Origin of the sequence: Bradyrhizobium barranii subsp. barranii, from assembly GCF_017565645.3 — a bacterium.
GTDB classification, from domain to species: domain Bacteria; phylum Pseudomonadota; class Alphaproteobacteria; order Rhizobiales; family Xanthobacteraceae; genus Bradyrhizobium; species Bradyrhizobium barranii.
Genome location: NZ_CP086136.1, coordinates 5,454,633 through 5,473,037 on the forward strand (window position 1 = coordinate 5,454,633; position 18,405 = coordinate 5,473,037).

An 18,405-nucleotide genomic window follows, 5' to 3' on the forward strand; every position below is an offset into this window, starting at 1 on the left:
TTCGCCCTCATCCACGACAACCAAGATCGAATAAATCAGGGAGCGTCGAATGATCAACGAGACGAAGAAGCAGAATAATACCGTTGTTGATTCAACCCGTGGCGACCATTCGGCGATTCATCGCCGCGCCGTGCTGCTTGGTACATCGTCCATCGTCGCAACAGCGGCGCTGACATCGCAGGCATTGGCGCAGGCTCAGAAGGCGGCCCCTTCGGCGGCGCCGGCTGCTGCGCCCACCGCGGGCCGCAAGCCCAACATTCTCGTCATCTTCGGCGACGACATCGGCATTCCCCAGATCAGCGCCTATACCATGGGTATGATGGGCTATCGCACGCCCAACATCGACCGCATCGCGCGCGAAGGAGCCATCTTCACCGACTCCTACGGCCAGCAAAGCTGCACCGCCGGCCGCGCCTCGTTCATCCTGGGCCAGGAGCCGTTCCGGACCGGCCTCCTCACCATCGGCATGCCCGGCGATCCCCATGGCATTCAGGACTGGATGCCGACGATCGCGGACGTGATGAAGACGCAGGGCTACGCCACGGGCCAGTTCGGCAAGAACCATCTCGGCGACCGCGACGAGCATCTGCCAACCAAGCACGGCTTCGACGAGTTCTTCGGTAATCTCTATCACCTCAATGCGGAAGAGGAGCCGGAAGGCTATTTCTATCCGAAGGATCCCAATTTCCGGAAGCAGTTCGGGCCGCGGGGCGTGATCAAATCAACCGCGGACGGAAAGATCGAGGACACCGGCCCGCTCAACACCGCGCGAATGCCCACGGTTGACGAGGAGTTCCTGGGCGCCGCCAAGGATTTCATTGGCCGGCAGGCTAGGGCGGACAAACCGTTCTTCGTCTGGTTCAACTCGACGCGAATGCACATCTTCACGCATCTCAAGAAGGAGTCGCTCGGCAAGACGGGCAAGGGCATCCACGCCGACGGCATGGTCGAGCATGATGGAATGGTAGGCGAGTTGCTCAAGCAACTGGACGATCTCGGCATCGCCGACAACACCATCGTCCTCTACACCACCGATAACGGCGCCGAGCTTGCTCTGTGGCCCGACGGCGCGCAAACGCCTTTCCACGGCGAAAAAGGTACGACATGGGAAGGTGGCATGCGCATTCCGATGATGGTGCGGTGGCCGGGCGTCGTGAAACCGGGCACGCAATACAACGAGATCATCTCGCTGATCGATTGGTTCCCAACTTTGTGCGCCGCGGCGGGAATACCTGACATCAAGGAGAAGATGAAGGCGGGTTTCACCGCCAGCGGGAAAAACTTCAAGGTTCACCTCGACGGCTATAACTTCCTGCCCTTTTTCAAGGGTGAGATAACGACGCCGCCGCGGGATTCGCTCTACTACTTCGATCAGGGCGGCAATCTCAACGCCATCAGGTGGAACGATTGGAAGCTGAGCTTTGCAGTAGCGTCCAAGGGAAACATTGCGACCGCAACCCGCGAAGTGCCCTCATGGGCGCTGATCGCAAACTTGCGCATGGATCCTTACGAGCGCGGCATGGAGGAAGGCGGAGGAGCCATCCAGTTCCTGGCCCAGAACATGTGGCTGATCGTGCCGGTGCAGGGAAAGATCAAGGAGTTCTTCGCCGACTTCGATCAGTTCCCCTTCCAGGAGGGCAGCTCGCTGAATGCGAGCGGGATCAACTACGGCCTGCTCCGACAGCAGGCAGCATTAAAGCGACTTGGTGAGATCGAACGCATGAAGCCACAGTAGCGTGAGCGCAATGGGAGGAAGCAAGGGCATCATGAGGGCTCGCAGCAGCACAGGAACATCGCAACGACGAGGACGATTGCTGCGGGCAATGTTCAACAATGAAGTGATAACAGTGGGAGACACAATGATGCCTGAGCGTGTGCGCATGCTTCCGTTAACGAGCTGCCTGCTGGCACTGGCGACCGGCGTTTCTCTGCCGGTCGGGACGGTGTCGGCGGCACCGCTTCAGCCGGCGGCAATCCAACAGGGTGCGACTGGATCATCCGATCTCATCGAGGTGCGTGCCGCTGTTCGCCGCGGCGGGGCTGCCATGGGGCCGCGTGGTGGGGCGGTGGTCCATCGTGGCGGCGCCGTGGTCAGCCCCCGAGGCGCGGCCTATCGCGGCCGGACCGCAGTGGTCGGACCGCGCGGTAACGTCGCCGTCCGCAGCACCACGGCTGTGGCCGGGCGCGGCGGCTGGGCGCGACCCGGCTATTACCACTGGCCGAGGGGCGGCGCGATCGCCGCCGGTGCTGCGATCGGCTTCGTGACAGCGGCCACGGCTGTGGCCTGGGCGGGTGCTGCGCCCGCGCCGGGGATGTGCTGGTACTACACCGATCCATCCCGCACGCAGGGTTTTTGGGACTACTGCCAATGATAGAGCATCCCTGATGCGATGAGGCAGTCGTCATGAGCGGTTACGACATCTTCGCCTGGATCGTGCTTGTCATCCTGCTGGCGAGCGCGATCGGCGTTGTCTGCATCGCCGGATGGCTGCCCGGGCATATCGCAAAGTCGCGCAACCATCCGCATGCGCAGGCCGTGACGGTCGCCGGCTGGATCACGCTGTTCTTCGGCTTCGCATTGTGGCCGATCGCCGTCATCTGGGCCTATCTCGACGTGCCCGCGCGGAAAGCGGGAGATGCGTGATGGGCGTCGCGATCTTCAACACCTACCTCGTGCTGCTCTTCCTGCTTGTCCACTTCGGCATCGTGCGCTTCAACCTGTTCTGGAAGGCGTCGCCCGCGATCGTGCTGGTGCTGCTGCTGTTCGGGCTCTTGATCCCGATGGGGTGGGGCGCACCGCAGGGCAATGCGCTGGTCGTGCGCAATGCGGTCTCGATCGTGCCTGATGTGGCGGGCGAGGTGACGGATGTTCCGGTTCTCGCCAACACGCCGCTGAGGGCAGGCGATGTCCTGTTCAAGATCGACCCGACGCCTTACGCGGCGCAGGTCAAGGCGATCGACGCGCAGTTCAAGCTCGCCAAGACGCGCCTCGGCCAGATGACGCAGCTCTACGAGCGCGACGCCGGCCGCGGCTTCGATGTCGAGCAGCGGCAATCGGAGGCCGACCAGCTCTCCGGCCAGCTCGAGGCCGCGCAATGGAATCTCGACAAGACGGTCGTGCGTGCGCCGGCCGACGGCTACGTGACCAATCTCGCGCTGCGCAAGGGCGCGCGCGTGGCGAACCTGCCGCTGGCGCCGGTGATGGCGTTCATTGACGTCTCAAGCACCATCATCGGCGTCGAGATCAACCAGAACGATGCGCGCTACGTGGCGCCCGGCCAGGAGGTCGAGGCCACATTCAAATTCGCACCTGGGCAGATCTACTCCGGCAAGGTCGAGAGCGTGCTCCAGGCGATCGCGACCGGACAGGTGCAGACATCGGGCACGGCAGTCCTGCCGAAAGCCATCGAGGCCGCCCCCTTCGTCGTGCGCGTCAAGCTCGACGACGCCGATTTCGTCAAACGGTTGCCGGCCGGCAGCGCCGGAACGGCTGCGATCTACACCGATCACGTCAAACCGACCCACGTCGTGCGCCGCGTGATCCTGCGGCAGGTCGCGATCCTGAATTACGTCAATCCGTTCTAGCGAGAGGGCGCATGAAAAGAGCAGTGCTGACGGCTTCGTTCCTCATCCTCACCTCGGCCACGCAGGCGCAGTCGCCGGTCCCGGTGACGGTCGATAATTTTGGGCGCGCGGAATCCGACCTGTACTTCGGCAACGGCGTCAAGGACGCCGGTGGCATCGGTAAGCTGTTTCACCATCGCGAGCCGATGGCGATTGATAAGCAGGGCGTCATCCGGTCGAATCGTGACACGCTGTACTCCATGGCCGTCGTTGATCTCGATGCGGGACCGGTAACGATCAAGTTGCCGGACGCTGGCAAGCGGTTCCGGTCGTTGATGGTGGTCAACGAGGATCACTACATCGTCGGCGACATAGAGTATCGCGCCGGAAGTTACACGTACGATCGGAAGAGGGTCGGCACACGCTATGCGCTGATCGGGCTTCGAACCCTCGTCGATCCCAACGATCCCAACGATCCCAAGGATGTCGAGAAGGTCCGCGCAGTCCAGGACGCCGTCACGATCAGCCAGAAGGCGCCCGGCAAGTTCGAGATACCGAATTGGGATACGGTCAGTCAGAAGAAGGTGCGGGACGCCCTCCTGGTGCTGTCGTCAACCGCAGGCGGCTTCAAGAATGCGTTTGGCGCCAAGGGGCAGGTCGATCCGATCCGGCACCTGATCGCGACCGCCGCGGGATGGGGCGGCAATCCCGACAAGGACGCCACCTATCTCAGCGTCACCCCCGAGAAGAACGACGGCAGCACCGTCTACAAGCTGACCGTCCCCGGCAATGTGCCGGTGGACGGCTTCTGGTCGATCAGTCTCTACAACGCCGAGGGCTATTTCGAGAAGAACCCCTACAACGCTTACTCGCTCAACAATCTGACGGCGACGAAATCAGCCGACGGCGCCACGGTGGTCCAGTTCGGTGGCTGTGACGGCAAGATCCCGAACTGCCTGCCGATCATGAAGGGCTGGAATTACACCGTCCGGCTCTATCGGCCGCGCCCCGAAGTCCTGAACGGCAAGTGGAAATTCCCGGAGCCGAAGCCCGTGAGCTGAACGGCGAACAGATGGAGGTTGTCATGAGACATTTGATCACCGGGGTCGTCGCCGCGATGCTGATGGCCGCAAATGTGCACGCGCAGAGCCTGTCGCCGGATGAACTCGCCGCGCGCACTATCCAGCGTCGCGCAGTCGAGGCGATGATCTGGGGCATGCCGGCGGTGAATGCCGATCTCATGCTCCAGACCATGCTTGGGACGACCAAGGCAAAGCCGAACGAGATCATCTACTGGTCGAAGCCGGTGAACTGGAAGAACCAGACGCTGACGCCCAATCCGGACTCGATCTATCTGATGTCGTTCTGGAACGTGAAGGACGGCCCGGTCGTGATCGACATTCCGCCGGCGCAAGGCGGCTCGATCGCGGGCAACATCGTCACGGCGTGGCAGATGCCGCTGGAGGACGCAGGTCCCGAAGGCGCCGACAAGGGGCAGGGCGGCAAATATTTGATCCTGCCGCCCGGTTACAAGGGCGACGCGCCCGCGGGCTACATCTCGCTTCAGTCGGACACGTTCAGCGGCTTCGCGCTGCTGCGCTCCAATCTCGCAAGCCACGGCGATGCCGACGTGGCGAAGTCGGTCTCCTACGGCAAGCAGGTCAAGGTCTACCCACTCGCGCAGGCGAAGGATCCGCCGCAGACCAATTTCACTGACGCCTACGACGTGCTGTTCGACTCCACGATTCCCTTCGATGCGAGCTTCTATCGCAGCCTCGACCGCGTGGTGCAGAACGAGCCGTGGCTCGATCGCGATCGGGCCATGATCGACCAGCTCGCGAGCATCGGCATCGAGAAGGGCAAGGCTTTCAATCCGGATCAGAAGACCGTCGCGCTGCTCGATCAGGCCGCCCGCGAGGCCCATGCGATACTCGAACAGCGCTACGACGCCGGCTTCGCCGTAATCAACCCGGGCATCCGCTGGTTCCCGGCTGCGGTAGCGGAGATGGTCAAGGCGGCGAGCACTGGATACGCCGATCCGAACACCTATCCGGTCGACATGCGCGGCGTCTCCTACACGCTCGGCTTCACCGGTATCAAGCGACTGGGCACCGCGCAGTTCTACCTGTTGGCCAACAAGGATAGGGATGGCCAGCCGTTCGACGGCGCCGCCACCTATCGCCTGACGGTGCCCGCCAACGCGCCGGTCAAGCAATACTGGTCCGCAACAGTCTACGACCGCGAGACCCACGCGCTGGTGCGCAACATGCCGAGCGCAAGCCGGGCTTCGATCAGCCCGGGCATCCAGAAGAATGCCGACGGTTCGGTCGATGTCTATTTCGGCCCGAAGGCGCCGGAGGGCAAGGAAGCCAATTGGGTGCCGACCGATCCGGCGCGGAAGTTCGAGTTGCTATTCCGCCTCTACGGGCCCGAGCAGCCGCTGTTCGACCACAGCTGGAAACTGCCCGATGCCGAGCGTGTCGCCGCCACGATCGGGGGCGCCAAGAAGTAGTGCAATTGGGCGAGCGTGATGCGTTCGGGTGGAAGACGTGACGAGAATAGGGAGACGCGACGTGACGGGACACATTCGCAAAGCCGGGCTCGGGACTGCATTGGCGCTGGCGAGCTTCACCGCTCAGCCTGCGCTTGCCGCTTCTGGCGGCGTGAGCTTCTGGCTTCCGGGCATCTTCGGCAGCCTGGCCGCCGTTCCGGTAACGCCTGGATGGGCCTATTCGACGATCTACCTTCACCTCAACGAAAAGGCCGGAGGAGGGCAGAACTTCGTCACCAGCGGCGGCATACCCGGCTCGGTGACCGCCGGCCTCAACGCACACGCCGACGCGCTCGTCATGGGCATCACCTACACCTCGCCGATGCCGGTGCTGGGCGGCCAAGCCGGCTTCACCGTGCTCACCGCGCCCGGCAACATTGGCGCCGGCATCGATGCGACGCTGACCGGTCCGCGCGGCAATACGATCTCGGGCAGCGCCACCGACAACCGCACGACGCTGACCGACGTGTTCTACCAGGGCACGCTGAAATGGAATCAGGGCGTCCACAACGAGCTGGTCTACATCACCGGCAACATCCCGAGCGGCACCTATGATTCCAGCCGGCTCGCCAATCTGAGTTTTGGCTTCCCCGCGATCGACGTCGGTGCCGGCTACACCTATCTCGATCCGAAGAGCGGCCACGAATTCTCGATCGTCGGCGGGCTCACCTATAGTTTCATGAACGGGGCCCTCCAGTATCAGAACGGTATGGATTTTCATGTCGACTGGGCAGCCTCACAGTTCGTCAGCAAGAACGTTCACATCGGCATCGCCGGTTATTTCTTCCAGCAGATCACCGACGATAGCGGTCCCGGCGCCAAGCTCGGTGGCTTCCGCGGCCAGGCGGTCGGTATCGGTCCGCAGATCGGTTTCATGATCCCGATGTCCGACGGCTACCAGGGCTATCTCAATGTCCGAGGCTACAAGGACCTCGAGACCGAGAACCGGCCGAACAGCTGGTCGACCTGGGTTACTTTCTCGGTCTCGCCGGCAGCGCCCGCGCCGGCGGCGACGAAGCCCATCGTTCGAAAGTACTGATGGAGGCGTTCAGGCAGCTCCGATGACCGGAGAGAAAACCAGCAAACGCGTATTTCGCATTGGCTACCAGACATCGATCATCACGGTGTTCGTGGGCGTGGTGCTGCTTGTGGGCCTGACGCTGGTCTATCTCAGCTTCGAACGCGTGACCGCCATCACCAGGACGGCCGCCTCTGGCTTCATCGAGAAGGTGGCGCAGCTTGGCGCCGATCACATCGACGAGCAGTTCAAGAATGTCCGCGACAATCTCGACATCCTGTCCGGCCTGCCGCCGATCCAGGAGGCCGACATCGCGGACAATACGCGGCTATACAGCCTGATGGCGGCGATGCTGCGCAACAACCCGCAGCTCTTCAATCTCTATGTCGGCTACGAGGACGGCTCGTTCATCGAGATGGACGTGATCGACCGGGCCCAGCCGTCGTTCCGGAAGGGCTTGAACGTCGATGAGGATGCTGCCTTCCGGCTGGTCGTGATCTCGCGCACGGCGGGGGCCGCGCCTGTCACGCAGTATCTCTCCGAAAACCTCATTCAGGTTGCCGAGGTCGCCGGACCCGCGAGCTACGACCCGCGGCAGCGGCCCTGGTATGTCGAGGCGTTCAAGAACGACAAGACGCTGTTGACAGGTCCTTACGTCTTCTACGCCACGGGTGAGCCGGGCTACACGCTGCGGACGCCGTTGAGGGAAGGGCGCCGCGGCGTCATTGCGGGTGATTTGCTGCTGAACCGGTTCGAGGACATGCTGGCGGAGCAGAAGCTCGGCCAATCAGGGCTGGCGTTCCTGTTCAACGATGCCGGGCGCATCGTCGGCCATCCCGAGATGAACCGCCTGATGGCGGAGATTCCTGAGCGGCAGGACGACCTGCCACAGATCGGCGCGCTCCGGCTGCCCGCGCTCGTGCCGGTCATCCACTCCTGGCGGGACGGCGGGGCGGCCCAGCAGTTCTTTGCCGACGCGTCGGGCCGAACCTATTACCCGGAATCAGAGCTGAGTGATACGGCGGCCTTTGAAACGGCGTTGACGGACCTTTTTCTTGGTCCAGACGAAGGGCTCGGCTCTGTCGTTGTATGCGTTGACGTAGGCATCGATGTGTTCCTGAAGCTGCTTGAGGCTCGTGAAGGAGGTGCCGCTGAGCGACTGCCCCTGCAAGATGGAAAACCATACTTCGACCTGATTGAGCCATGACGCACTTGTCGGCGTGAAATGAAATTGCACGTTGGGGTGGGCCTTGAGCCAGTCCTCGTTCTTTTTATGGGTGTTGAGGTTGTCGAGGATGACGTGAAGCTTGCGGTTCGGAAAAGCCGCGGTGACGCTGTTCATGAAATCGAGAAACTCGACGCGGCGCCGGCGTTTTGAATGGGTCGCGATGATCTTTCCGGTGGCGACTTCGAGCGCCGCAAACAATGTTGTGGTGCCATGCCGCTTGTAATCGTGGCTTTGGCCGGTCAAGGCGCGGCCATTGGGCAACTTCAGATAACCCTGCGCTCGCTCCAAAGCCTGGATCGAGGGCTTCTCGTCCACGCACAGCACAATGGCCCTCGCCGGCGGCGCGACATAGAGGCCGACAACATCGGCGGCTTTGGCCGTAAAGTTCGGGTCGTTGCTCTCGCACCAGGACTTGCGAGCCACCAGGTCAATCTTGTGGCTGCGCAGGAACCGCCAGACATATTGGACATCGACATCGCCCAGCGCCTCGGCCAGCAGGGGGCCGGTCCAGCGCGCAAACCCTTGCGGTGGCGGCTTATCCAGCAGCTTCAGAATCCGCTTGTCGGTCGTCTTCGTATAGATCGGCTGCTTGCCAGGCCGCGGCTTGTCTTGCAGCCCTTCAAGGCCATGGTCGGCATAGCGATGCCGCCAAAGGCTGACAATCCGCGGCTGGACCCCAACTTCCTTGGCGATCGACCGGGTGCTGCGCCCATCCGCCGCCAACAGAACTATCCGCGCCCGCTTCAAATCGCGCTGCAACGTCACCGGTGAGCGACAGCACGCCTCAAGCACCTTGCGATCTTTCCTCGAAAGGTGGACTTCTCTTGCTTCGGGTATCATCCCGACCTTGAATCACGACTCACGTTCCAAGAAAAGTGGGTACTATGTTGCGGCGGTCCACAGGCTCGAGACGGCCGGCTCGGCCAATATCCGGATGGCGATGGTCGCGCCGCTCGACGAGTTCTATGCGCAGATCATCGACGAGCGCCGCACGCTGTTCGCGTTGGCGCTGGCCTTTGTCGGAGCCACGCTGCCATTCGCGTTCTGGCTCGGATCGCTGATGGCGCAGCCGCTGCGCAAGCTCGCCGACGAGACCGACGCGATCCAGCGGTTCGAGATTACCGAGCGGCCGCGCGTCCATTCCGTCATCGCCGAGATCGAGGAGCTTGGCCGCTCGGTGTTCACGATGCGCAGCGTGGTCCGCAGCTTTGCGAGCTTCATCCCGCGCCAGATCGTGCGGCAGCTGATCGAGACCGGCTCTTCGCTCAGCCTCGGCGGCTCCAGGCGTGAGGTCACGGTGCTGTTCACCGACGTCGCCGACTTTACCGCCAAGACGGAGCGCGCCGACCCGTCGCAGGTGATGATCCACACCTCGCGCTATTTCGCGGTACTGTCGGACGAGATCATGCGGCACCAGGGCACGGTCGACAAATATATCGGCGACGCCGTGATGGCATTCTGGAACGCGCCGGCTGACGATCCCGACCACACCGTCAATGCCTGCCGTGCCATCCTGGCATGCCTTGCGGCCAACGAAGCGCTCAACCAGGAGTTTCGGCGCGAGGGCTGGCCGCCCTACGACACCCGCTTTGGCCTGCATGTCGGCGATGCCGTGGTCGGCAACATTGGCTCGAGCGACCGGATGAACTACACCGCGCTGGGCGCCACCATCAACCTGGCGTCGCGGTTGGAGGGACTGAACAAGAATTACGGCACGCGCGTGCTGGTCAGCGCCGCGGTCCGCGCCAGCGTCGGCGATCGGTTCCTGTTCCGCAGCGTCGACAGCATCACGCCGAAGGGATTTGCCGACGCGATCGAAGTCAGTGAGCTCAGCGGCGAGATGGCGCACGCCGATGAAGCCGACGTTGCGATGTGTCGACGCTGGGATGAAGTCTTTGCGGCGATCGCGCAGGACGGCGCGGCCGAGACGACGCGGGTCCGGCTGTCGGCCTTCCTGCACGACTATCCCAAGGATAGCGTCGCGCTATTTCATGCCCAGCGATTTCGGTCCGCGGCCCGGAATGCGGGAGCGGCGGCATGAACATCAGTGGTCTCAATCGCCGGCAATTGCTGCGGCACGGCGCGGCGCTGGCGGCCGCGTCAATGCACGCGGCGCCAGCCATCGCGCAGGCGCGCAGCAGAATTCGGCTCGGTTATCTCCACGTGGTCGCCGTGGACGGACACATCTGGACCGGGCTCGATCGCGGCTCGTTCGACCGCGAGGGGATCGATTTCGAATTGCACGAGTTCAACACCGGACCTGAAGTCTTCGAGGCGATGGCGCGAGGTGAGCTCGACGTCCTCTCGGCCGGCGGCGTCATCTCCAACTATCTGGCGCTCGGCCGCGGCCGGGGCTTTCTCATCAACGACATTGAGGTCGCGACCGCACAGCTCTGGGTCCGGCCGACGCTCGGCGTCAAGGGGATGGCCGATCTCAGGGGCAAGCGGATCGCGACGACGATGAAGACCACGGCGCACATCTTTCTCGATCGCGCGCTGCGAGCCAACAACGTCAACCCGTCCGAGGTCGAGATCGTCAACGGCAGCATGGCCGCCGCCGTCAAGGCATTCATTGCCGGCGAGGTGCCGGCCGTTGCGCTCTGGGTGCCGTTCAACATTGCCGTCCGCGAGGCGTTGCCGGATGCGGTCAAGCTGGTGGACGCCTCCGCCTTCTACCCGCAATCCGCCGTGCTCGGCGGCTGGGCCGCGCGGATGGATTTTTATGCGGGGAACAGGGACGTGCTGGCCCGGATCATCCGCGCCTGGGCGGAAGCGAACGACCACATGGTGCGCAACCCGGCGGCCGCAGCGGAGGCGCTCCAGACACATTACGGGCAGTCGCGTCCCGCCGACATCGCGGAAGCCTTCAAGGCCCAGAAGCTCTATTCCTCGCGCGAATGGAAGCGGCTGTATTCCGACGGGACCGTCGTGAAATGGCTCCAGCAGGTCAGCGACTTCTTCATGACGGATGCCGGCGTCACCGCACCCGTGCGGGCCGCAGACTATTTCGACACGCAGCTCTACCTTGCAACCGTCGCCTGAACTTGCAGGGGCACAGGCTCGCACGGACACTCCCTTCGAGCCATGCATCGGCCTGCCCAGCGTCCAGATCATATTTCAATGTGTTTTCAATATCCTGCGCCCGCATTCTAATGCAGCCGCGCACCACTTCAGGTGATATCCGCCCCAGTGCAGAATCGCACTCAAGCAGTTGTGTGTGTCGGGCGCGGTCGCGTCATGAGGGCGACGCCAATTCGACCCAATTCAAATCGACCTTGGCAGGCGCCGGATCCTTACGGAGGTGATTCCAATGCCAGACGTCCTCGACCGTTCCGAAATGGCCCCCTCGATTCTGCCGGCGGACGTTCCCGAGCTCAGCGATGATGAATGCCTGGCCTGCCTCGCGCGCGCCGTCGAGGCGCACGATTCGGCGCGGCTCGACGAAGTCGCCGCATTGATCGGCCGCCTCGCAGTCACGATCGAATAGCTCACCAACCAACTTGACGCCGTGGGTTGCGTAGCCCGGTCCGCCCGGGCCAACGGACGTGTTGCGTTTTCGCGGAGCCTGTTCCAAAGATGCCGCCAAATTTCGTCCGCGGCATCGTCCGCATTGCAGGGTCCGCAAATGTCCGGTTTCTCGACCGCGCGCCTAAAAATGGTCGATGGCCAGGTGCGCACCAATGACGTCACCGATCGCCGTATTCTCGACGCGATGCTCACAGTTCCGCGCGAGGCGTTCGTGCCGGTTGCCAGGCAGGCATTGGCCTATCTCGACCTCGATCTCGACGTGAGCGAAGGCGGGGCCAAGCGGTTCCTGATCAAGCCGCAGCTGACCGGCAAGCTGCTCCAGGCCGCCGAAATCGGCGATGGGGACAACGTGCTGGTGGTCGGCTGCGCCACGGGCTACCTCGCCGCGCTGACGGCTACGCTCGCCCGTCAGGTCACCGCGACGGAATGTGATTCGGCCCTGGCCGCGAAGGCCAAGGATGCTTGCGCCAGTCTCGCCAACGTCACGTGCAAGGCCGCAGCCTGCGCCGAAGGGGATCCCTCTGCCGCTCCCTATGACGTCATTATCCTCAACGGCGCCTTCGAGGTGACGCCAGAGGCGCTGCTCGGGCAGCTCAAGGAGGGCGGGCGCCTCGTGGGGGTGTCGGCCCAATCCACGCCCCCCCGGGCCGTGATCGTGACCCATACCCACGGTGAATTCGGCCATCGGGCGCTGTTCGATGCCGCAGCTCCGGTCCTTCCCGGGTTGGAACGGGCCGCCGCTTTCGTCTTCTGAAGTCCCGATTGAGGGCTTTGGCCTGTTAAAATCCCGTTCTGAATCAGAAGTGTGGCCCGGATGCTGCACGTGAAGAGTTTCCACCGGGAACTACCTTCAGGTGGTTCCGTTGCGCCAATTGGCGGCCTATGTTGCTGAGGGGCAACGACTCCACTCGGTAGACGGTATCCTAGCTCGCGGGCACGAGCGGGGCGTTAGAATGAACGGAATTTAAGGGATGCATGGGGTGAAGCTCTTCACCGGAGCTGCGGTTTCGGTCCTGCTGCTGGCGCTTGCCGGGCCGACGCCTGCCTTGGCGGACACGATCGAGGCCGCCTTGGTGCGCGCCTATCAGAACAATCCGCAGCTCAACGCACAGCGCGCCCAGGTGCGCTCGACCGACGAGAACGTGCCTCAGGCGTTGTCGGGCTATCGCCCCAGGGTCGCGCTGACGGCGAACGGCGGCTATCAATATCAGGATACGTTGAGTTCGCCGGGGCCGGGTAACACACCAATCAACGGGCCCAGCGTGCCGCGCAGCGTGGGTGTGACCGTCACGCAAACGCTCTATAACGGCAACATCACCGGCAACAGGACGCGCGCCGCCGAGAGCCAGGTTTCCGGCTCCCGCGAAGCGCTGCGCAGCCTGGATCAGAGCGTGCTGCTTCAGGGCGCTTCGATCTACATGGACTATCTGCGCGATGCGGCTACGCTCGAAGTCCAGCGCAGCAACGTGCGCGTGCTCGAGCAGACGCTGAAGCAGACGCGTGATCGCTTCAACGTCGGCGAAGTGACGCGCACCGACGTTGCGCAATCGGAAGCGCAGCTGGCGGCTGGCAAGACGCAGGCCCTCACGGCCGAAGCAAATCTCACCACGACGCGCGCGAACTTCCGCCGCATCATCGGCAACGAGCCGACGAACCTCGCGCCCGGTTCGCCGGTGGATCGTTTCTTGCCCGCAAGCCTCGCCGGGGCAGTCGAGCTCGGCCTGATCGAACATCCCAACGTCACGGCCGCGATGTTCGGCATCGACGTCAACTTTCTGCAGGTCAAGGTCGCCGAAGGCGCGCTGCTGCCGACGATCGCGTTGCAGGTGGGGGCCACGCAGGGGAACGAACAGTCCTTGATTCAATACAGGTCGTTCAACGCGTCCGCCATCGCGCAGGCCAATTGGCAGCTCTACGATGGCGGCAATACATATTCGCTGATCCGCCAGTCCAAGGAAAACCTGGCGCAGCAGCGTCTCAACCTCGAAACCACCCGCGACCAGACCCGCGCGACGGTCGTGCAGTGGTGGGGTTCGCTGCAGGCCGGCAAGGCCCAGGTGCAGTCCGCGCAGGCGCAGGTCACGGCGTCCGAGATCGCGCTGAACGGCGTGCGCGAAGAAGCCAAGGCTGGTCAGCGTACCACCCTCGACGTGCTCAACGCGCAGCAGGCGCTGGTCAACGCGCGCGTCGCGCTGGTGACCGCACAGCACGACCGCGTGGTCGCGTCCTATCAGGTTCTGGCCGCCATCGGCCGTCTGTCGCCGCAGGTCCTCGGCCTTGCGACCACGGTTTATGATGCGAGCGTTCACTACCATCAGGTCCGCGACAGCTGGGCCGGCGTGCGCACGCCTGACGGACGCTAAGGTCCGTAGTCATCCGGTCGGCCTCGCAAACAGCCGAGGCCGACTGGTGCTTTGCTTGCAATCATCAAAATCCCTGACATAGCCTTGCCAAGAAGATGCGGGTCGATTCGCCCGGCACCTGATGTCGTGTGCGTAAAGGCTTGAGTGCCGAGGGCAGGGGCGCACCGCCGCACGTTGAGCCGTGAACTGGGGACAAGTCGGGCCGCCGCGACGAAAATGTCGGGGCGTCCGTTGCGGAACCGGCCAATCCTGTCGTGCTTGGTGTAAAACAACGCATGCGAGGGCGTTGATGATGTGGAGTCGGAGATGACGCAGCCTGCAAAGGTCACAGAACCCTCGATGGAGGAGATTCTGGCCTCGATCCGGCGCATCATTGCCGACGATGAGGCCAAGCCGCCGCCGGCCGAAGCTGCCAAGCCAGCGCCCGCTGCAGCTGCGCCGAAGCCGTCAGCAATGAACGACATTCCGCCATCCAAGGTCGCTCCCGCGAAACCTGCTGCCGAGAAGCCCGCGCCGCCGCCGGTTGCGAAGCCGGCTCCAGCGCCGCCGCCGCCCGCACCTGCGGCGGATGCATCCAATAACCAGGACGATATTGATGCTCTGCTGGCGGGGCTGGACGCGGCTACGCCTGCGCCCGAGGTCCGTGCACCTGAGCCAGAGCCCGAACCTGAACCCGACGTGCTCGAATTGACCGACGAGATGGCGGTGGATCCGGAGCCGACGCCGCCTCCGCCGCCGCCGAGCTTCCGCAAGGTCGAGCCGCGCGACGATCTGGAATTCGCCGAATCGCCGCTGCGCCTGATGCCGTCATCGTCCTATGCGGCGGTGGACTACGATGCGCCGCCGGTACCGCCCCAACAGCCGATCCTGGCACAATCGACGGTCTCGGCGGTCGAATCCGCCTTCAACTCCCTGGCCCACACGGTGCTCAGCAGCAATGCGCGGACGCTGGAAGATCTGGTCAAGGAGATGCTGCGTCCGATGCTGAAATCCTGGCTCGACGACAACCTGCCGGGCCTCGTTGAACGCATCGTGAAGGCCGAAATCGAGCGGGTCTCGCGCGGCGGCAGGTGAGGGCGGCTCCCGAGCCCTCATAAAGCCCCTCTTATGCGCCTGTTTGGCCTGCCGACCGGCCGGAAAGCCGTTTTGCCGCCGGGCTTTCCGTTGATCCTCTCCCGGACCTTTTCGTTGACTTGCCCCCCGCGCGCGGCTTTCTAGCAGCCCATGATCGAGAAAAATTACCAGCCCGCCGATATCGAAGCCCGCATGTCCGTCGTGTGGGAGGACAGCCTCGCCTTCAGGGCCGGCCGCCCCGACCGCCGCGACGCAGTGCCCTTTACCATCGTGATCCCGCCGCCGAACGTGACGGGCTCGCTGCATATGGGCCACGCCCTCAACAACACCCTCCAGGACATCCTGTGCCGGTTCGAGCGGATGCGCGGCCGCGACGTGCTGTGGCAACCCGGCACCGACCATGCCGGCATCGCCACCCAGATGGTGGTCGAGCGGCAGCTGATGGAGCGCCAGCAGCCCAGCCGCCGCGAGATGGGCCGCGAGAAGTTTCTGGAGCGGGTCTGGCAGTGGAAAGCCGAGAGCGGCGACACCATCATCAACCAGCTCAAGCGCCTCGGCGCCTCCTGCGACTGGTCGCGCGAACGCTTCACCATGGACGAGGGCCTGTCGAAGGCCGTCATCAAGGTGTTCGTCGAGCTGCATCGCGACGGCCTGATCTACAAGGACAAGCGGCTGGTGAACTGGGACACCGAGCTGTTGACCGCGATCTCCGACCTCGAAGTGCAGCAGACCGAGGTCAAGGGCCACCTGTGGTATCTGCGCTATCCGATCGAGGGCAAGACGTTCAGCCCCGAGGATTCCTCGAGCTTCATCGTCGTCGCCACCACGCGGCCCGAGACCATGCTCGGCGACACCGGCGTCGCGGTGCATCCCGATGACGAGCGCTATCAGAAGCTGGTCGGCAAGAACGTGATCCTGCCGCTGGTCGGACGCAAGATTAAGATCGTCGCCGACGAATATTCCGATCCGGACAAGGGCTCGGGCGCGGTGAAGGTGACGCCGGCGCACGACTTCAACGACTTCGAGGTCGGCAATCGCCACGGCCTGGGCCGGATCAGCGTCATCGACAAGGAAGGTTGCCTCGACCTCGTCGACAATGAGGATTACCTCCGTAACCTGCCGGAAGGCGCTTCGCAATTCGCCGAGGAGTTTCACAAGGTCGACCGCTTCGCGGCGCGCAAGCGCATCGTCGAGCGACTGGAATCCTTCGGCTTCGTCGAGCGGATCGAACCGCACACCCACATGGTGCCGCACGGCGACCGCTCGAACAGCGTGATCGAGCCCTATCTGACCGACCAGTGGTACGTCGACGCCAAGACGCTGGCAAAGCCCGCGATCGCGGCGGTGCGTTCGGGCGAAACGACGTTCGTGCCCAAGAACTGGGAAAAGACCTATTTCGAGTGGATGGAGAACATCCAGCCCTGGTGCATCTCGCGCCAGCTGTGGTGGGGTCATCAGATCCCGGCCTGGTACGGCCCCGATGGCAAGGTGTTCGTCGCCGAAACCGAGGAGGAGGCCGTCAGCCACGCGCTCGGCTATTACGTCGAGCAGGAGGTCATCACGGCCGAGCAGGGCCGCGAGATGGCGCTCGACCGCAACAAGCGCGAAGGCTTCATCACGCGTGACGAGGACGTGCTCGACACCTGGTTCTCCTCGGCGCTGTGGCCGTTCTCGACGCTCGGCTGGCCCGAGGACGCGCCGGAAGTGCAGCGCTATTACCCGACCAACGCGCTGGTGACCGGCTTCGACATCATCTTCTTCTGGGTCGCCCGGATGATGATGATGGGCCTGCACTTCATGAAGGAAGTGCCGTTCTCGACGATCTACATCCACGCCCTCGTCCGCGACGAGAAGGGCGCCAAGATGTCGAAGTCGAAGGGCAACGTCATCGACCCCCTCAACCTGATCGACGAATACGGTGCCGACGCGTTGCGCTTCACGCTGGCCGCCATGGCGGCGCAGGGACGCGACATCAAACTCGCCACCAGCCGCGTCGAGGGTTACCGGAATTTCGCGACGAAGCTCTGGAATGCGTCGCGCTTCGCGGAGATGAACCACTGCGCCGTGCCCGACGGTTTCGAGCCGGCGAAGGCCAAGGAGACGCTGAACCGCTGGATCGCGCACGAGAGCGCCCACACCACGCGCGAGGTGACCGAGGCAATCGAAGCCTATCGCTTCAACGATGCGGCCGGTGCGATCTACCGCTTCGTCTGGAACGTCTATTGCGACTGGTATGTCGAGCTCGCAAAGCCCGTGCTGCTCGGTCCGGACAGCCCCGCCAAGGACGAAACCCGCGCCATGGTCGCCTGGGCGCGCGACGAGATCCTGAAGCTGCTGCACCCCTTCATGCCCTTCATCACCGAAGAGCTGTGGGAGGTGACGGCCAAGCGCGACGGCCTGCTGGCGCTGGCGCAATGGCCGCTGAAACCGTCCGAGCCGACGCCGGAGCAACTCGCGATTTTCGCCGCGGCTGCCGGGCCGACCGATCCGCTGATCTCGCCGGTCCTGATCATGCCGATCTTCGACCATGCCGACTTCACCGATCCCAAGGCGGAAGCCGAGATCGGCTGGGTGATCGACCTGGTCACGCAGATCCGCTCGGTGCGCGCCGAAATGAACATCCCGCCGGCAACGCTGACGGCGCTGGTGCTCGCGGGCGCCTCGACCGAGACGAAGGAACGCGCGCCGCGCTGGACCGACGTCATCAAGCGCATGGCACGGCTGTCCGATATCTCCTTCGCCGACCGCGCACCTGATGGTGCGGTCCAGCTTCTCGTGCGCGGCGAGGTGGCTGCGTTGCCGCTGAAGGGCGTGATCGACGTCGCCGCCGAGCGCACGCGCCTCGACAAGGAGATCGGCAAGGCCGACGCCGACATCAAGCGCGCCGAGTCCAAGCTGGCGAACGAGAAGTTCGTCGCCAACGCGGCCGAAGAGGTCGTCGAGGAGGAGCGCGAAAAGCGCGAGGCAGCACTGGCCCGCAAGGCCAAGCTGCTGGAGGCGCTGGAGCGGCTGAAGCAGGCGTCGTAGAGCGTTTTCGAGCGAAGTGGAAACCGGTTCGCGTCAAGAAAAGGCGTCAAAA

Annotated in this window: 15 protein-coding genes and 1 pseudogene; 15 read left to right on the forward strand and 1 reads right to left on the reverse strand. The window is 63.7% G+C overall.

Annotated elements, in window-relative coordinates; translation table 11 throughout:
- The first annotated feature begins 49 nt into the window (after positions 1 to 49).
- From J4G43_RS26240 to J4G43_RS55650, 8 genes and pseudogenes are all read left to right on the forward strand, one after another.
- The gene (locus J4G43_RS26240; RefSeq protein ID WP_208086759.1) at positions 50 to 1,735 is read left to right on the forward strand and encodes an arylsulfatase; all 1,686 of its coding nucleotides are present in this window, start codon (positions 50 to 52) and stop codon (positions 1,733 to 1,735) included.
- Between the two features lie 112 nt (positions 1,736 to 1,847).
- On the forward strand, positions 1,848 to 2,372 hold the full coding sequence (locus J4G43_RS26245) for a hypothetical protein (RefSeq protein ID WP_321576269.1): 525 nt from the start codon (positions 1,848 to 1,850) through the stop codon (positions 2,370 to 2,372).
- Positions 2,373 to 2,404: 32 nt separating this feature from the next.
- Positions 2,405 to 2,644: a DUF3302 domain-containing protein gene (locus tag J4G43_RS26250; RefSeq protein WP_071914082.1), complete on the forward strand. Its 240-nt coding sequence runs from the start codon at positions 2,405 to 2,407 to the stop codon at positions 2,642 to 2,644.
- Entirely contained in the window at positions 2,644 to 3,585 is a 942-nt protein-coding gene (locus tag J4G43_RS26255) for an HlyD family secretion protein (RefSeq protein WP_208086760.1), read from the forward strand. The genes J4G43_RS26250 and J4G43_RS26255 overlap by 1 nt, the downstream gene beginning before the upstream one ends.
- An 11-nt stretch (positions 3,586 to 3,596) precedes the next feature.
- Complete coding sequence (locus J4G43_RS26260) at positions 3,597 to 4,625, forward strand: DUF1214 domain-containing protein (RefSeq protein WP_208086761.1); 1,029 nt, start codon at positions 3,597 to 3,599, stop codon at positions 4,623 to 4,625.
- A gap of 23 nt (positions 4,626 to 4,648) precedes the next feature.
- Positions 4,649 to 6,076: a DUF1254 domain-containing protein gene (locus tag J4G43_RS26265; RefSeq protein ID WP_225005103.1), complete on the forward strand. Its 1,428-nt coding sequence runs from the start codon at positions 4,649 to 4,651 to the stop codon at positions 6,074 to 6,076.
- Between the two features lie 61 nt (positions 6,077 to 6,137).
- Positions 6,138 to 7,154, forward strand: a complete 1,017-nt coding sequence (locus J4G43_RS26270; RefSeq protein ID WP_208086763.1) for a SphA family protein — start codon at positions 6,138 to 6,140, stop codon at positions 7,152 to 7,154.
- Positions 7,155 to 7,176: 22 nt separating this feature from the next.
- A pseudogene (locus J4G43_RS55650) lies at positions 7,177 to 7,974 on the forward strand (cache domain-containing protein); the annotation flags it as partial.
- Positions 7,975 to 8,136: 162 nt separating this feature from the next.
- Here the strand turns inward: J4G43_RS55650 and J4G43_RS26280 are convergent.
- Positions 8,137 to 9,201 carry an IS630-like element ISRj1 family transposase gene (locus tag J4G43_RS26280; RefSeq protein WP_208086764.1) on the reverse strand — a complete coding sequence of 355 codons (1,065 nt, stop codon included), beginning with the start codon at positions 9,199 to 9,201 and terminating at the stop codon, positions 8,137 to 8,139.
- 7 nt (positions 9,202 to 9,208) lie between these two features.
- Between J4G43_RS26280 and J4G43_RS26285 the strand changes: the two genes are divergently transcribed.
- The 7 genes from J4G43_RS26285 (at position 9,209) to J4G43_RS26315 (ending at position 18,353) form a co-directional block, all read left to right on the forward strand.
- Entirely contained in the window at positions 9,209 to 10,402 is a 1,194-nt protein-coding gene (locus tag J4G43_RS26285) for an adenylate/guanylate cyclase domain-containing protein (protein ID WP_225005105.1), read from the forward strand.
- Positions 10,399 to 11,403 (forward strand): ABC transporter substrate-binding protein, encoded by a 1,005-nt coding sequence (locus J4G43_RS26290; RefSeq protein WP_208086765.1) that lies wholly within the window; start codon positions 10,399 to 10,401, stop codon positions 11,401 to 11,403. Before J4G43_RS26285 ends, J4G43_RS26290 begins: the two co-directional genes overlap by 4 nt.
- Positions 11,404 to 11,671: 268 nt before the next feature.
- Positions 11,672 to 11,848 (forward strand): hypothetical protein, encoded by a 177-nt coding sequence (locus J4G43_RS26295; protein WP_094183926.1) that lies wholly within the window; start codon positions 11,672 to 11,674, stop codon positions 11,846 to 11,848.
- Between the two features lie 138 nt (positions 11,849 to 11,986).
- A complete protein-coding gene (locus J4G43_RS26300) occupies positions 11,987 to 12,643 on the forward strand; it encodes a protein-L-isoaspartate O-methyltransferase family protein (RefSeq protein WP_208086766.1) in 657 nt (218 codons plus the stop codon).
- A gap of 217 nt (positions 12,644 to 12,860) precedes the next feature.
- The gene (locus J4G43_RS26305) at positions 12,861 to 14,252 is read left to right on the forward strand and encodes a TolC family outer membrane protein (RefSeq protein WP_071914064.1); all 1,392 of its coding nucleotides are present in this window, start codon (positions 12,861 to 12,863) and stop codon (positions 14,250 to 14,252) included.
- 339 nt (positions 14,253 to 14,591) lie between these two features.
- Positions 14,592 to 15,326: a PopZ family protein gene (locus J4G43_RS26310; RefSeq protein WP_223154042.1), complete on the forward strand. Its 735-nt coding sequence runs from the start codon at positions 14,592 to 14,594 to the stop codon at positions 15,324 to 15,326.
- 150 nt (positions 15,327 to 15,476) lie between these two features.
- Positions 15,477 to 18,353: a valine--tRNA ligase gene (locus J4G43_RS26315; protein WP_208086767.1), complete on the forward strand. Its 2,877-nt coding sequence runs from the start codon at positions 15,477 to 15,479 to the stop codon at positions 18,351 to 18,353.
- Positions 18,354 to 18,405 lie beyond the last annotated feature (52 nt).

Excerpts from the sequence above, each read along its gene's own strand:
- J4G43_RS26240 (WP_208086759.1), top strand. The coding sequence starts at position 50 with ATGATCAACGAGACGAAGAAGCAGAATAATACCGTTGTTGATTCAACC.
- J4G43_RS26250 (WP_071914082.1), top strand. The coding sequence starts at position 2,405 with ATGAGCGGTTACGACATCTTCGCCTGGATCGTGCTTGTCATCCTGCTG.
- J4G43_RS26255 (WP_208086760.1), top strand. The coding sequence starts at position 2,644 with ATGGGCGTCGCGATCTTCAACACCTACCTCGTGCTGCTCTTCCTGCTT.
- J4G43_RS26260 (WP_208086761.1), top strand. The coding sequence starts at position 3,597 with ATGAAAAGAGCAGTGCTGACGGCTTCGTTCCTCATCCTCACCTCGGCC.
- J4G43_RS26265 (WP_225005103.1), top strand. The coding sequence starts at position 4,649 with ATGAGACATTTGATCACCGGGGTCGTCGCCGCGATGCTGATGGCCGCA.
- J4G43_RS26280 (WP_208086764.1), bottom strand. The coding sequence starts at position 9,201 with ATGATACCCGAAGCAAGAGAAGTCCACCTTTCGAGGAAAGATCGCAAG.
- J4G43_RS26290 (WP_208086765.1), top strand. The coding sequence starts at position 10,399 with ATGAACATCAGTGGTCTCAATCGCCGGCAATTGCTGCGGCACGGCGCG.
- J4G43_RS26295 (WP_094183926.1), top strand. The coding sequence starts at position 11,672 with ATGCCAGACGTCCTCGACCGTTCCGAAATGGCCCCCTCGATTCTGCCG.
- J4G43_RS26300 (WP_208086766.1), top strand. The coding sequence starts at position 11,987 with ATGTCCGGTTTCTCGACCGCGCGCCTAAAAATGGTCGATGGCCAGGTG.
- J4G43_RS26305 (WP_071914064.1), top strand. The coding sequence starts at position 12,861 with ATGCATGGGGTGAAGCTCTTCACCGGAGCTGCGGTTTCGGTCCTGCTG.
- J4G43_RS26310 (WP_223154042.1), top strand. The coding sequence starts at position 14,592 with ATGGAGGAGATTCTGGCCTCGATCCGGCGCATCATTGCCGACGATGAG.
- J4G43_RS26315 (WP_208086767.1), top strand. The coding sequence starts at position 15,477 with ATGATCGAGAAAAATTACCAGCCCGCCGATATCGAAGCCCGCATGTCC.